At 64.6% G+C, this 14,217-nt stretch carries 14 protein-coding genes; 5 read left to right on the top strand and 9 right to left on the bottom strand.

From position 1 onward, the window contains the following. Nucleotides 1–5: 5 nt before the first annotated feature. Together panC and panB are read right to left on the bottom strand one after the other, a co-directional pair. A complete protein-coding gene (gene panC, locus CK219_RS15395) occupies nucleotides 6–857 on the bottom strand; it encodes a pantoate--beta-alanine ligase (protein WP_095767615.1) in 852 nt (283 codons plus the stop codon). After that, nucleotides 854–1,693 (bottom strand): 3-methyl-2-oxobutanoate hydroxymethyltransferase, encoded by an 840-nt coding sequence (gene panB, locus CK219_RS15390; protein WP_095767614.1) that lies wholly within the window; start codon nucleotides 1,691–1,693, stop codon nucleotides 854–856. The genes panC and panB overlap by 4 nt, the downstream gene beginning before the upstream one ends. Before the next feature lie 270 nt (nucleotides 1,694–1,963). Here panB and CK219_RS15385 point away from each other — a divergent pair, with 270 nt between their 5' ends. The 3 genes from CK219_RS15385 (at nucleotide 1,964) to CK219_RS15375 (ending at nucleotide 3,522) form a co-directional block, all read left to right on the top strand. Further along, entirely contained in the window at nucleotides 1,964–2,362 is a 399-nt protein-coding gene (locus CK219_RS15385; RefSeq protein ID WP_095767613.1) for an NADH:ubiquinone oxidoreductase subunit NDUFA12, read from the top strand. Between the two features lie 136 nt (nucleotides 2,363–2,498). Continuing rightward, nucleotides 2,499–3,071 carry a DUF2155 domain-containing protein gene (locus CK219_RS15380; RefSeq protein WP_095767612.1) on the top strand — a complete coding sequence of 191 codons (573 nt, stop codon included), beginning with the start codon at nucleotides 2,499–2,501 and terminating at the stop codon, nucleotides 3,069–3,071. Nucleotides 3,072–3,132: 61 nt separating this feature from the next. Continuing rightward, complete coding sequence (locus CK219_RS15375) at nucleotides 3,133–3,522, top strand: hypothetical protein (RefSeq protein ID WP_095767611.1); 390 nt, start codon at nucleotides 3,133–3,135, stop codon at nucleotides 3,520–3,522. Here the strand turns inward: CK219_RS15375 and aat are convergent. The 6 genes from aat to CK219_RS15345 form a co-directional block, all read right to left on the bottom strand. Then, nucleotides 3,513–4,130: a leucyl/phenylalanyl-tRNA--protein transferase gene (gene aat / locus CK219_RS15370; protein ID WP_095767610.1), complete on the bottom strand. Its 618-nt coding sequence runs from the start codon at nucleotides 4,128–4,130 to the stop codon at nucleotides 3,513–3,515. The genes CK219_RS15375 and aat overlap by 10 nt on opposite strands. Nucleotides 4,131–4,142: 12 nt before the next feature. Then, nucleotides 4,143–5,486 (bottom strand): acetyl-CoA carboxylase biotin carboxylase subunit, encoded by a 1,344-nt coding sequence (gene accC, locus CK219_RS15365; protein ID WP_095767609.1) that lies wholly within the window; start codon nucleotides 5,484–5,486, stop codon nucleotides 4,143–4,145. Between the two features lie 19 nt (nucleotides 5,487–5,505). Next, nucleotides 5,506–5,970 carry an acetyl-CoA carboxylase biotin carboxyl carrier protein gene (gene accB / locus CK219_RS15360; RefSeq protein WP_095767608.1) on the bottom strand — a complete coding sequence of 155 codons (465 nt, stop codon included), beginning with the start codon at nucleotides 5,968–5,970 and terminating at the stop codon, nucleotides 5,506–5,508. Between the two features lie 26 nt (nucleotides 5,971–5,996). Further along, nucleotides 5,997–6,431 (bottom strand): type II 3-dehydroquinate dehydratase, encoded by a 435-nt coding sequence (gene aroQ, locus CK219_RS15355; RefSeq protein ID WP_095767887.1) that lies wholly within the window; start codon nucleotides 6,429–6,431, stop codon nucleotides 5,997–5,999. A 133-nt stretch (nucleotides 6,432–6,564) separates the two neighbouring features. Next, nucleotides 6,565–7,392, bottom strand: coding sequence for a DsbA family protein (locus tag CK219_RS15350; protein WP_095767607.1), 828 nt, complete (start codon nucleotides 7,390–7,392; stop codon nucleotides 6,565–6,567). A gap of 58 nt (nucleotides 7,393–7,450) precedes the next feature. Further along, complete coding sequence (locus CK219_RS15345; protein WP_095767606.1) at nucleotides 7,451–8,863, bottom strand: M48 family metalloprotease; 1,413 nt, start codon at nucleotides 8,861–8,863, stop codon at nucleotides 7,451–7,453. A gap of 183 nt (nucleotides 8,864–9,046) precedes the next feature. Between CK219_RS15345 and CK219_RS15340 the strand changes: the two genes are divergently transcribed. Together CK219_RS15340 and CK219_RS15335 are read left to right on the top strand one after the other, a co-directional pair. Continuing rightward, nucleotides 9,047–10,195 carry an aminotransferase class I/II-fold pyridoxal phosphate-dependent enzyme gene (locus CK219_RS15340; protein ID WP_095767605.1) on the top strand — a complete coding sequence of 383 codons (1,149 nt, stop codon included), beginning with the start codon at nucleotides 9,047–9,049 and terminating at the stop codon, nucleotides 10,193–10,195. A gap of 5 nt (nucleotides 10,196–10,200) precedes the next feature. Then, nucleotides 10,201–11,130, top strand: a complete 930-nt coding sequence (locus CK219_RS15335) for a glutaminase (protein ID WP_095767604.1) — start codon at nucleotides 10,201–10,203, stop codon at nucleotides 11,128–11,130. A gap of 125 nt (nucleotides 11,131–11,255) precedes the next feature. Here CK219_RS15335 and CK219_RS15330 read toward each other — a convergent pair whose 3' ends face one another. Continuing rightward, the gene (locus CK219_RS15330; RefSeq protein ID WP_095767603.1) at nucleotides 11,256–14,204 is read right to left on the bottom strand and encodes a ribonuclease E/G; all 2,949 of its coding nucleotides are present in this window, start codon (nucleotides 14,202–14,204) and stop codon (nucleotides 11,256–11,258) included. Nucleotides 14,205–14,217: the final 13 nt, after the last annotated feature.

Here is a 14,217-nt window from a genome sequence, read left to right as displayed (position 1 = left end):
TCCGATCAGGCGGAGGGAATTTCCACATTGTCGATCAGGCGTGTCGTGCCGAGCCAGGCGGCCGCCAGCAGGCGGCCGTCGCGGTCTTTCCGCCAGGGGCTGAGCGTCGCGGCTTCGCGCGCGGCGACATAGTCGACCTTCTGGAACCCCGCGGAGACGAGGGCCTTCGCGGCGGCGTCGGTGGCGCCGGCTTCGTCCGCGCCGCCCGCAAGCGCCGCCGCGGTGCGGCGCAGGATCACGTTGAGCTCGCGTGCTATGCCGAGCTCGGCTTCGCCGAGATAGGCATTGCGCGACGACATGGCGAGGCCATGGACGTCGCGCACCGTCGGCGCGCCGACGATCTCGACCGGCAGGTCGAGGTCGCGGCAGAGCTGCCTGACGACGCAAAGCTGCTGGTAGTCCTTCTCGCCGAACACGGCGCAATCGGGAGCCGCCTGCAGGAAGAGTTTTGCTACCACGGTCGCGACGCCGTCGAAGAAACTCGGCCTGAAGTCGGTTTCCAGGCCACGAGAGGGGCCGCCCACCGAGATCTTCGTGGCGAAGCCGGCGGGGTACATTTCGTTTACGCCCGGCGTGAAGGCGAGATGCGCACCCGCATCCCGCAGCCGGTCGAGATCGTGCGCCAGCTGGCGTGGGTATTTGTCGAGATCCTCCGTCGGCGCGAACTGGGCCGGGTTGACAAAGATCGAGACGACGCAGCGATCGGCCCGTTCGAGCGCGATCCTGACCAGTGAGATATGGCCGTCATGCAGCGCACCCATGGTCGGCACCATGGCGACCTTCAGGCCGGCCTGTCGCCAGTTCCTGACCTGTGTCCGAAGCGCGGCGACGCTGTCGACGACGATTGGCGCGTTCATGTGTCGTCCTTGCCGGATGCTGTCGTGAAGACGTGGTCGGGGCCAGGAAAGGCACGGCTGCGCACCTCGGCGGCGTAGCGGGCCGCCGCATTCGCGATCATGCTGCGCAAGTCGGCGTACTCCTTGACGAATTTCGGCACGCGGTCGACGGTCATGCCGACCATGTCGTCGATCACCAGGATCTGGCCGTCGCAGTCGGCGCTGGCGCCGATGCCGATGGTCGGTATGGAAATGTGACGGGTAAGCTTCGCAGCCACGGCCTCCATCGTGCCCTCGATGACCACCGAGAAGGCGCCGGCTTTTTCCACCGCCTCTGCATCGCGCAAGAGCGCTGCGATATTGTCGTCTGTCCGGCCCTTGATCTTGTAGCCGCCGTCCTTCTCCACCGATTGCGGCTGCAGGCCGATATGACCCATGACCGGTATTCCTTCGGCGACGATCGCCGCGATCTGGGCTGCCATGTCGACGCCGCCCTCGAGCTTCACGGCTTGGCAGCCTGTTTCCCCGACGATGCGCCGCGCCGAAGCGACGGCCTGGGCGGCCGACGTCTCGTAGCTGCCCGCAGGCATGTCGACCACCACGCAGGCCTTGGCCGAGCCGCGCATCACAGCCTGGCCGTGCGCGATCATCATCTCCAGCGAGGCGCCGAGCGTGGTGGCGTGGCCGTGCAGGACCATGGCGACGCTGTCGCCGACCAGCAGCAGGTCGACATGCGGATCGAGCAGGCGGGCGACCGGATAGGTGTAGGCGGTAAGGCAAACGATCGGCACGCCGCCCTTGCGGCGGCGAATGTCTTCGGCGCTGATCCGGCTGTCGGCGGACGGATCCCGGCTCAATCGTCACCTCCTCAAGGCGTGCCCCGAACGGGCGGGCCGAGCTTTAGAAAGACAGGCGGCGCTTGGCAAGCCGCACTGCCGCCGGCAGGACAACTGCATCGATTAATGCATGTCGGCCGGAAGTGTGGAGCGGTTCTGGGACGACGACATGCATCAAGATATGAACGCATGGAGCATTTCCTTTCGGCACATGGCAAAACCCTTGCCTTCGCGATGACGTGACGCCATAAGCAGGGGAAAGGCGCAGCCGCTGCCGCCGCGAGGATTTGGATGAAGACTTTCCTGCTGCAGTTTTTCACCTGGTGGAACAGCCAGACGCTCGGCACCCGCTTCCACACCTGGCGCTTCGGCAAGCGGGTCGGCGAGGACGAAGCCGGCAACGTCTATTACGAGGGCGGCATCGATTCGGAAGGCCGCACGCGCCGGTGGGTCATCTATCGCGACTATTCGGAAGCCTCGAAGATCCCGCCGGGCTGGCATGGCTGGATCCACCACCGCGTCGACACCGCTCCCTCGAGCGAGAGCTACAAGGCGCGCGAGTGGCAGAAGGAGCATCGGCCGAACCTGACCGGAACGCCCGGCGCCTATCGTCCGCAGGGTTCCATCCTGACCAACCAGCATCGCCCGCAGGTGACCGGCGACTACGACGCCTGGACGCCGGGGTCGTAATCCCTCGGATTGTAATCCAAGACGCCGCTTCGGTCCGTTATCGCCACAATTGGCATTTAGCTGCTTGCTGACTGCGCAGCCATGACTAGCCTTGGGCGTTGAGAGAATCACCCGGGCGCAACCACCGGTATTTTGCATGAGCTCTTTCGGCAACATCTCAAAGGCGCTGATCGCGGCGACGTCCGTTCTGCTTGCCTCGACTGCGGTATTCGCCGCCGCGCAGGCGCCGGCCGCTGCACCTGCGGCCTCCGACCGCATCACCAATCCGGTGGCCGCGTTCGCCGGCATCGACAAGATCACCGGCCGCATCATCACCTTCGACGTCTATATCGACGAGACCGTTCAGTTCGGCGCTTTGCAGGTGACGCCTCGCGTCTGCTATTCGCGGCCGGACACGGAGCAGCCGAAGACCGATTCCTTCGTCGAGGTCGACGAGATCACGCTCGACCGCAAGATCCGCCGCATCTTCACCGGCTGGATGTTTGCCGAAAGCCCCGGCCTCAACGCCGTCGAGCACGCCGTCTATGACGTCTGGCTCAAGGGCTGCAAGCAGAAGTCGGACGTGCCGCCGCCGACCGCGGCCAAGGCCGACACAGGCAAGCCGAAGACCGAAGCCGCCAAGGCCAGGGCTGCGGCGCAGCCGGCGGACGCCGCCTCCGAACCGACTGACGCGGCGCCGGCACCGGACGACACGACCGACACGAACTGATCTCGGAACCTGCCCGTCTTTGAGCCGTTCCAGATCGGCGACAGGCGAGGAGGATTCTGCGATGACCACCAGATCGATCACGGCCAACAAGCAGGAGCTTCTCGATATCGAGAAGGGCTTTTGGACAGGCGATTCCGCTTACTATGAAGCCAATGCCGATGTGGATTGTCTGGTGGCGTTCCCGCAGATGGCGCAGGCGATGACCAATGCCGATCTCGCAAAGACCGCCGCCAAGCCCAACAGATGGCGGGACCTCGACATCAAGTTGAAGGGCATGGTCGAGCCCGGCAGCGACATCGTCATGCTGACTTACGAGGCGCGCGCGACGCGCGAGAACGGCGAATCCTATGCTGCCCTCGTCAGCACCGGCTATGTCCATCGCGCTGACGGCTGGAAGATGATGTTCCATTCGCAAACGCCGATCGAGGCGGCAGCGCGGGCTCAAGGATAGAAGACGGCCTCGCCCTTCAGCGCCTCTGCGAGCAGCTTCTCATACTGGCCGCGCGGCACGTCGACAGCGCCGAAGCGCTTCAAATGCTCGGTCGTGAACTGCGTGTCGAGCAGCGCGAAGCCGCGCGCCTTCAGCCGCTCGACGAGATGGTAGAGACAGGTCTTCGACGCGTCGGTCTCCCTGGCGAACATGCTTTCGCCGAAGAACACGCGTCCGAGCGAGACGCCATAGAGGCCGCCGACCAGCCGTTCCTCGCGCCATGCTTCGACCGAATGGCAGTGGCCCAGGCGATAGAGCTCGACATAGGCTTCGCGGATCGGCGCGTTGATCCAGGTCGAGCGGCGCTCCTCGCGCTTTTCGGCGCAGCCGTCGATCGTCGCCTCGAAATCGAAGTCGTAGCGGATCTCGAACGGATGCTTGCGGATCGTCTTCTTCAGGCTGCGCGGTGTGTGGAATCCGTCCAGCGGAATGATGCCGCGCGTTTCCGGCCGCACCCAGAACACTTCCGGGTCGTTGGCGCTCTCGGCCATCGGGAAGACACCGGAAGCGTAAGCCCGAAGCAGCAGGTCGGTCGGAATGCGATAGCCTGGTGCGTAGGGGCGGGTCATCGCATCCCCGTGCTATTCACCCTTGGCCAGGTATTTTTCCAGCCAGTGGATGTCGTAGTCGCCATTGGCGATGTCGGGATTGCCGACCAGGTCGCGGAACAGCGGCAGCGTCGTCTTGATGCCGTCGACGACGAATTCGTCGAGCGCGCGGCGCAGCCGCATCATGCATTCGACGCGGTTGCGGCCATGCACGATCAGCTTGCCGATCAGGCTGTCGTAATAGGGCGGGATTTTGTAGCCCGAATAGACGCCGGAATCGACACGGATGCCGAGGCCGCCGGGCGTATGGAAATGCGTGATCGTGCCGGGCGAGGGCGTGAAGGTGCGCGGATCCTCGGCGTTGATACGGCACTCGATGGCATGGCCGTTGAACTTGATGTCTTCCTGCCTGACCGACAGCCCGCCGCCCGAGGCGACGCGGATCTGCTCATGCACGAGGTCGATGCCGGTGATCGCTTCGGTCACCGGATGCTCGACCTGAAGACGCGTGTTCATCTCGATGAAATAGAACTCGCCATTCTCGTAGAGGAACTCGATCGTGCCGGCGCCCGAATAGCCGAGATCGGCGATAGCCCTGGCGCAGATGCCGCCGATGCGCGAACGCTCCTCGGCATTGAGCGCCGGCGAATTGGCTTCCTCCCAGACCTTCTGGTGGCGCCGCTGCAGCGAGCAGTCGCGCTCGCCGAAATGCACGCCTCGGCCGGCGCCGTCGCCGAACACCTGCACCTCGATATGGCGAGGCTTCTGCAGATATTTCTCGATGTAGACGGCGTCGTCGCCGAAGGCCGCCCCCGCTTCCGACTTGGCCGTCTGCAAGGCGACTTCGAGGTCCGCCTCGGTGTGCGCCACCTTCATCCCGCGGCCCCCGCCGCCGGCGGAGGCCTTGATGATCACCGGATAGCCGATCTCGGCGGCGACGCGCTTGGCTTCCTTCTCTTCGCTGATCGCGCCATCGGACCCAGGCACGACGGGGATGCCGAGACGCTTCGCCGTGCGCTTGGCCTCGATCTTGTCGCCCATGACGCGGATATGGTCGCCTGACGGGCCAATGAAGGTGATGTTGTGGGCCGCCAGGATGTCGGCGAACTTGGCGTTCTCCGACAGGAAGCCGTAGCCCGGATGCACGGCATCTGCGCCGGTGATCTCGCAGGCGGCGACGATCTGGTGGATGTTGAGATAGCTTTCGCGGGACGGCGGTGGGCCGATGCAGACGCTCTCGTCGGCAAGCCGCACATGCATGGCGTCGGAATCCGCGGTCGAGTGGACCACCACCGTCTGGATGCCGAGCTCCTTGCAGGCGCGCAGCACCCGGAGCGCGATTTCGCCGCGATTGGCGATGAGGATTTTCTGGAACATCTCCTGATTGTTCCCGGCTCTACTCAAGAACCACCAGCGGCATGCCGTATTCGACCGGCTGGGCATCCTCGATGAGGATCGCCGTCACCGTGCCGGCACGCGGCGAGGGGATCTGGTTCATCGTCTTCATCGCTTCGATGATGAGCAGCGTCTGGCCTTCCTTGACCTTCTGGCCGACCTCGATGAACGCCTTGGCGTCGGGTGAGGGTGCCAGATAGGCGGTGCCGACCATCGGGGAGGGCACTGCGTTCTTGGACATATCGGCGGCCGCGGCTGCCGTTGCTGGCTGAGCCGCGGCGGTCGCCGGAGCCGCGGCGGGCGCCGGCAGCGCCGCTGCAACCGCATGGACGGCCTGCGCCTGGCGCGAGACGCGCACCTTGAGGTCGCCGAGCTCGACCTCGATCTCGGTCAGATTGGTGTCGTTCAGAATGCCCGCCAGATCGCGGATCAGCTGCTGGTCAACACCGTTCTTTTTTATCGACATTTTCGAGCCTTCTGTTTGGGGGCCGGTCACAGGCGTGCCGCCAGTGCCTGCAGCGCGAGCGTGTAGCCGAGCGGCCCGAACCCGCAGATCATGCCGACAGCGACCGGCGCGACCATGGAGACGTGGCGGAAGGGCTCCCGCGCGTGGATGTTGGAAAGATGGACTTCCGCGACGGGCAGCGGTGCTGCGGCGCGGATGGCGTCATGGATGGCGATCGATGTGTGGCTGTAGGCGCCGGGGTTGATGACGATGCCTGCCGCCTTCTCGCTGGCTTCCTGGATCCAGTCGACCAGATCGCCCTCATGGTTGGATTGGCGAAAATCGATCTCGAGCCCGAGCGCGGCGCCGGCCGCCTTGCAGTCCTCGGCGATGGCCGCAAGCGTCTTGCCGCCATAAATCCCCGGCTCGCGCTTGCCGAGCGCATTGAGATTGGGACCGTTGAGGACGAAAATCGTTTTCAATATGCCGACCTTGTTCTGCGCCGACCCCAAGCCGGCGCACTGGGCCTCTATAATGGGCATAGCCGCCCGCGAAAAGAGCGCAAGTGCGTTCTTTCGCTGTCCACAGCGGCCGGCTTTTACACCGCGGGCGCGCCTAGAGCGCGCTTTTTGCCTCTTCGATCTTTTCCGCCAGAACCTGCTGGCCGAGCGCTCCGAAGATCACCTCGTTGCCGACGACATAGGACGGCGTGCCGGTGATCGACAGTTTCGTCGCAAGCTCATAGGTGCGCGAGAGCGTTTCGGCGATGCGCGGGTCCTTCATCTTCTCGCGCAGCGCTGCCTCGTCGGCGCCGAGCGAAAGCGCCACCTTGATCGCGGTCGCCTCGGTGGCGCGACCCTGGCCGCCGAGCAGCGCGGTGTGGAACTCACGATACTTCTCCGGATGCATCAGGTGGAACGCCATGGAGACGACGCTGGCCTTCTGCGAATCCGGGCTGAGGATCGGGAACTCCTTGAGCACGAAGCGCAGGTCCGGATCGGACTTGGTCAGCGCCTGCATGTCCTCGATGGCGCGTTTGCAGAAGCCGCAATTGTAATCGTAGAACTCGACGATCGTGACCTTGCCTTTCGGGTTGCCGACGACGCCGTCGAAGGTCGAGTTGAAGATCTCGTCCTTGGAGTTCTTGATGACGCCGAGCGCCGCGAGCCGCTGCTCTTCCTTCTGCTTGGCCTCGAGCGCGTCCTGCACCTCGAGCAGAACTTCCGGATTCTTCAAGAGATAGTCGCGGATGATGCCTTCGACCTCCTTGCGATCGATCTTGGTATCGGCGGAGGCCTTGGTATCGGTGGAAGACGTGACCTGGGCGACTTGCACGGTGTCGGCCCTCGCGGGCTGCGGGTTTCCCGCCATGAAACCGAAAGCCAGCATGCCGAGCGCCACCGCCAGACCGCCGGCGCTGCCAAGCAGGATTGCCTTGTTCATATCGTCGTTCCTTTTGCCGGTTCCGGTCCGCCTTGGTCGCCGCCAGGGCCCGGGAGGTTCATTTGAGTTTGTTCGATGGCGTGTAGTTTATAATATCCTGCGCCCGGACCCAGCGGGGTTCGCCGCGCTTCAATTTCTGTTGAGCGCGCATGGCGAAGATCTTAGCGTTTTTGTAGTCGCCCGCATAATAGTGACCCTCGGCGGTGGCAAGATCGGCAGCCGGAATGTCGCCGAGCTCGCCATATGCCTGCGCCAGAAAACGATAGGCCTCGGAATTGTCCCTGTCCCGCGCGACGCCGTTGTTAAGCTGGGTGACAGCCTTTTTCAGCGAATCGGGCGTGCCGACCGCCATCAGCGACTGGCCGACCGAAACCAGCAGCAGGCCGGAGCGCGCGATATCGAGGCTGGCCGCCTTGGCGTAGGCGTCCGCCGCGTCCTTCGGCTTATTGACCTTCATCAGGATGTCGCCGCGCAGTTCGTGGAAATAGGGGTTCTTCGGTTGTTCCTTGATCAGCGCCGCCGTCTTGGCGAGCGCCGCGCCCGGATTGCCGTAAAGATAGGTCTGCTGCGCGTCGCCGTAACGCGAGGCGAGGCTGGTCGGGTTCTTGCGCATCAGCCGCGCGACGGCTGCCTGGCCCTGCATATAAGCCGCGATCTTGATGCGCATCATGTCGTGCCGCTGCTGCAGTGCCGGCGGGTCGACAGCGTTGACGAAGGGGCTTTGCTTGACGAGGACTTCGAGGTTGGCGATGCGCTCCTGCGGCATCGGATGGCTGATCCGGTAGGGATCGACCTGGGTGCCGGCGAGCGAGAGAGCGCTCTGGAAGCGGGCAAAGGTCTTCAGCATGCCCATGCCGGACTGGCCGGTGGCGTTCAGATAGGTGATCGCCGAACGGTCGGCGGTGATCTCTTCGGTGCGCTGATAGGCCAGAATCGAGCGCTGCGCCATCTCGCCGCCGCCGGCGGCCACCCCCATGCCGGCGCCGGCAAGACCGCGGCTGTTGGTGGTGGCGCCGGCCACCATGGCGCCGGCGCCGAGCAGCGTGGCGATGATGGCCATGGTCTTGGCGCGGTCGAGCTGGTCGCGCAATTTCTCCTGGTGGCCGCCGGCGATATGGCCGGCCTCGTGCGCGATGACGCCGATGATCTCGTTCGGCGTTTCGGCGGTCACCAGCGCGCCGGTGTTGATGAACAGCCGCCGCCCGGTGACGAAGGCGTTGAAACTCTGGTCGTTGACCAGAACGATGTCGATGCCGTCATTGGCAAGCCCGGCCGCCTTGAAGATCGGCTGGGCATAATCGCGCACCAGCGCCTCGATCTCGGCGTCGCGCACCACCGGCACGCCCTGCGCGAAGGCGCTGACCGAGCTCGATAAAGCAACGGTGGCGGCCAGCAGAAGCGTCGCGAAGCCGCGCGCGGTTCGGCTGAGTGAGGTCGCTTTGCCAATTAACGGTCGGGGTCGGCTCAACATAGGTCCACTGGTAGACGAGCGGGCGAAAGATGAAAAGTCGGCGCCGGCAACTTCCTGCGCGCTTGTGATCCCCACATCAATCGGGCATTTGTGCGGCGCTGTCCCGTAACTAAGGCAGTTAGGGCAAGTCTGCTCTGGCTTGCGTCCAGAATTCGCCCAAATAGAGCAGTTGGAAGAGGTCAGATGGTCGTTTCGCTTTCGCGCCGCGGGGAAGTCGAGCCGTTCCACGCCATGGACATCCTGGCCGAAGCCAACCGGCTGAAGGCCACCGGCGTGCCCGTGGTGTCGATGGCGGTCGGCCAGCCGTCGGATCCCGCGCCGGTCGGGGTCCGCGAGGCGGCGGCCGCGGCCCTGCGGCATGGCCGCATCGGCTACACCGACGCTTTGGGCTTGGCCGATCTGCGCAAGGCGATCGCGGGGCATTACGGCGAGCACTACGGTATCGACGTCGCGCCATCGTGCATTGCCGTCACGACCGGCTCGTCTGCCGCCTTCAACCTGGCTGTCCTGGCCATGTTCGATCCGGGCGACCGTGTCGCCATCGCCGCGCCCGGCTATCCTGCCTACCGCAACATCATGGCCGCGCTCGGCATCGAGATCGTCGAGATAGAGCTCGGCTCGGATGCCTACCTGCATGCCGAGCACCTCAAGGCCGCCCATCGCGGGAAGCCGCTGAAGGGCGTGCTGTTCGCCAGTCCCGCCAATCCGACCGGCGCGGTGATTCCGGCCGATGAGCTTGCCGCGCTGGTGAAAACCGCCGAGGAGTTGGGCATCGCAGTGATCTCCGACGAAATCTATCACAGGCTGGCCTACGCGGCGTCGGATGTCACCGCCCTGGCGCATGGCGCCGGCGTGACTGCGATCAATTCCTTTTCGAAATACTATTGCATGACCGGCTGGCGGGTCGGCTGGATGGTGCTGCCGGAAGAGCTTGTGCGGCCGGTCGAGCGGATCGCCCAGAGCCTCTATATCTCGCCGCCTGAACTGTCGCAGGTCGCGGCGATCGAGGCATTCAAGGCAACGCAGGAACTGGAAGAGGTGAAGGCGCGCTACGCCTGGAACCGCGACCTTCTGATGAAGCGCCTGCCGGAACTCGGCCTTGCGCTTGCCGCGCCGATGGACGGCGCCTTCTATGCGTTCTGCGATGTCACGCGCCACACCAACGACAGCATGGCCTTTGCGCGCAAGATGCTGGCCGAGGCGCATGTCGCGGCAACGCCCGGCCGCGATTTCGACCCGCTGCAGGGCCATCGCACCATGCGCTTTTCCTATGCCGGCAGCCATGACGACATGGTCGAGGCGTTGGCGCGCATCGAACGCTGGCTGAAATAACCGCCATGCCGGAACTCGAGCAAGCACTGGCGGAAGTGGCCGCCGAAATGGCGGAGCGCACCGACCGCGGCGAGGTGGCGAGCTATATCCCGCAGTTGGGCAAGGTCGATCCGAAGAAATTCGGCATTGCCGCCGTGACCAATGACGGCCGCGTCATCCTGGCCGGCGATGCCGATCAGCCCTTTTCGATCCAGAGCGTCTCGAAAGTCTTCACGCTCACGCTGGCGCTGGGCAAGGTCGGCGATGCGTTATGGCTTCGCGTCGGCCGCGAGCCATCTGGCAACCCGTTCAACTCGATCGTCCAGCTCGAGCATGAGAACGGCATCCCGCGCAATCCGTTCATCAATGCCGGCGCCATCGTCGTCTCCGACGTCCTGCTCGCCGGCCATCAGCCGCGCGAGGCGATCGGCGAAATCCTGCGTTTCATCCAGTTCCTCGCCGATGACGAGACGATCATCATCGATCGCGAGGTGGCGGCATCCGAGCGCGCCACCGGCCACCGCAACTTTGCCCTGGCCAACTACATGAAATCCTTCGACAATCTCCATCATGCTCCCGAACTCGCGCTGGGTGTCTATTTCCACCATTGCGCGGTTGCCATGAGCTGCCGTCAGCTCGCCATGGCCGGCCGGTTTCTAGCCAATGGCGGCAGGAACCCGGCGACCGGGCATTCGGTCGTCTCGGCCGAACGGGCACGCCGCATCGGCGCGCTGATGCTGACCTGCGGCCACTATGACGGTTCGGGCGATTTTGCCTTCCGCGTCGGCATCCCCGGCAAAAGCGGTGTCGGCGGCGGCATTCTCGGCATCGTGCCAGGGGTTGCTTCGCTGGCGGTGTGGTCGCCCGGCCTCAACGAGAACGGCAACTCCAAGCTCGGCTCCATCGCGCTGGAGAAGCTCGCCCGGATGATGAACTGGTCGATCTTCGCGCCGTAAAACAGCAAAGCGCTGGCGATTGCCACCCGGAGCTGCGCTGAAAAGGCAGTCGGCGAAAATGAAAAATCCCGCGCCTGGCGCGGCGCGGGATTGTTTCAAAAGATCAGCTTAACGATCTGAAAGGTCTAGAAAAAACCCTTGCGCTGCCACCAGCCGGCGCGCTTCGGCCTGTCTTCGGCCTTGGCCTCGTCGGACACGTTCGAAGACACGACGGGAACAACCGGCGTGTCGACTGACTGTGGCTTGCGCCGCGTCGGATGGGCGTTGGTGGCAGGCTCCGCCTCGGTGGCCGCGGGAGCGGCAGCGGCCGGCTCCGGCTCGGGCTGGACAGCCGGGGGCGCGACCTGAGCCTCGGCCACAGGCTCCGATACCGTCTCGGCCGCGGCTTCCTCAGCCACCTTCTTAGCCCTCGAACGGCGGGGCTTCTTCGGCTTTTCGACCGCCTCGGCATCGTCATTAGCCGCGGCGGGAGCAGCAGGTTCCTCGGCAGGAGCGGCAATCGCCGGCTCGCTTACGGCATCTTGGCCTTCAACCGGCTCACCCTCGATGTCGCCCACGGTTTCGCTGCCAACGGCCTCCGAAGCTTCGTCTTCACGTCGGTTGCGCTTACCGCCGCGCTTCCCGCGCCGGCGCTTCTTTCCGGAACCGTCGTCGGGAGTGGCCGCTACAGCCTCGCCGCCGGCGGTTGCCTCGTCGGCGGCCTCGTTCGTCGTCTCGTCGTCATCGGTTTCGCCGGCTTCCATCGGCGCCGCCGCGACGTCACCATTGTGCTCGCGGTCGCGATCCCTGCCGCCGCGCCGCCGCCGGCGTTTGCGCCGTTTGCGGTCACGGCCTTCGCCATCCTCGGACCGCTGCTGGTGCTGGCCCTGCTGCGCGTGGCGCGGCTGTTCGGGCTGGACCGAGACTTCCTCCTCCGCTTCCTCGACGACGATCTCGTCCTCGGGTTCTTCCGGCTCGACATAGGCCGGCAGGCTGCGCACCTCGACGAAGCCTTCCGGCTTCTCGGCAATGGCGCCGCGGAAGATCGCGTAGTGCTGGGTGCCGAGCGTCTCGTCAGCCTCGATCGTGATGGTCAGGCCGAAGCGGGCTTCGAGCTCCACCAGGTTGGCGCGCTTATGGTTGAGCACATAGAGCGCGGTCGCCGACGGTGTGCGCACGATGATGTGGCTGCGCGAATCCTTGAGCAGGAATTCTTCGATCGCCCGCACGACCATCAGCGCCACGGAGGAATCGGAGCGCACATGGCCCGTGCCGCCGCAATGCGGACAAGGCTTCATGGTCGATTCCAGCACGCTGGCGCGGATGCGCTGGCGCGACATTTCCATCAGGCCGAAGTGCGAGATGCGGCCGACCTGGATACGGGCACGGTCGTTCTTGAGGTGATCCTTCAGCCGCTTCTCGACGGAGCGGTTGTTGCGGTTCTCCTCCATGTCGATGAAGTCGATGACGATCAGACCGGCAAGGTCGCGCAACCGCAACTGCCGCGCGACTTCCTCTGCCGCTTCCAGATTGGTGTGGAGCGCCGTCTCCTCGATCGAATGCTCCTTGGTGGAGCGGCCGGAGTTGACGTCGATCGCAACCAGCGCCTCGGTCTGGTTGATGATGATGTAGCCGCCGCTCTTCAGCGTCACCTGCGGCTGCAGCATGCGGTCGAGCTGCGCTTCGATGCCGTTGCGCACGAAGATCGGCGTGGTGTCGCGGAATGGCTGAACCACCTTGGCGTGGCTCGGCATCAGCATGCGCATGAAATCCTTGGCCTCGCGGTAGCCGTCTTCGCCGGAGACAAGGATCTCGTCGATGTCCTTGTTGTAGAGGTCGCGCACCGAGCGCTTGATCAGGCTGCCTTCCTCATAGACCAGGGCTGGGGCCGAGGACTGCAGCGTCAGGTTGCGGACGTTTTCCCAAAGCCGCATCAGATATTCGTAGTCGCGCTTGATCTCGGCCTTGGTGCGGCTCTCGCCGGCAGTGCGCAGGATGACGCCCATGCCCTGCGGCACGTCGAGATCGGCCACGACCTCCTTCAGCCGCTTGCGGTCCTGGGCGTTGGTGATCTTGCGCGAGATGCCGCCGCCGCGCGCCGTGTTCGGCATCAGCACCGAATAGCGGCCGGCAAGCGACAGATAGGTGGTGAGCGCCGCGCCCTTGTTGCCGCGTTCTTCCTTGACCACCTGCACCAAAAGGATCTGCCGGCGCTTGATGACTTCCTGGATCTTGTATTGGCGGCGCACCGGCTTGCGGCGGTTGCGGATTTCCTCGAGCGCGTCCTCGGCGCCGACCGATTCGACCTCGTGCTCGTCCGAATGCGAGGCCGAGACGTCCTCCAGCATGCCGCGATCATCGTCGCTGGCGGCGGCTTCGCCGCTCTGCTGATCCGCCTGCGGCATCGCCTCGGAAATCACGTCGGCATCGATGCTCGCGGCAATCGAAGTAGGACCGCCTTCGGAAGGCTTGCCATTGTCGTTGTCCGTGGCGTCATCTCCGCCAGCCTCGGCGGCGGGTCCTTCAGCCGCTTCCGATACGGCCTCGACGGCCTCGGAGGCGGTTCCGGCATTTTCTGCCGGGGTAGCGGCGGTCTCGCTGGCGGCTTCCTCGCCCTCGGCTACCGCAGCGGCGGTTTCGTCAACGGCTATTGCTTCGGCCGGGCTTTCCTCGTTCTCCGATGAAGCGTGCTTGTGCTCGCCGCGGTCGCGGTTCTTGCCGCCGCGCCGGCGGTTGCGCCGCCCGCCGCGGTCGCGGGCATGCTGCTCTTCGCCGTTCTCGGCTTCCTCGTCGTCTTCGTCCTCGGCCTCCTGCGCCTCGGCGCGCAGCAGAGCCTGACGGTCGGCGACCGGGATCTGGTAATAATCGGGATGAATTTCGCTAAAGGCGAGAAAACCGTGACGGTTGCCGCCATATTCGACAAAGGCTGCCTGGAGGGACGGTTCGACGCGGGTTACGCGGGCGAGATAGATGTTTCCTTTAAGCTGCTTTTTGTCCTGGGATTCAAAGTCGAATTCTTCGATGCGGTTACCGCGAACGACAACAACGCGTGTTTCCTCCGGGTGGGAGGCGTCTATCAGCATCTTGTTGGGCATTATTTTGTTTCCT

The sequence above is a fragment of the Mesorhizobium sp. WSM4313 genome (assembly GCF_002294725.1).
Classification (GTDB): Bacteria; Pseudomonadota; Alphaproteobacteria; order Rhizobiales; family Rhizobiaceae; genus Mesorhizobium.
This window is presented reverse-complemented; position numbering and strand designations above follow the sequence as displayed.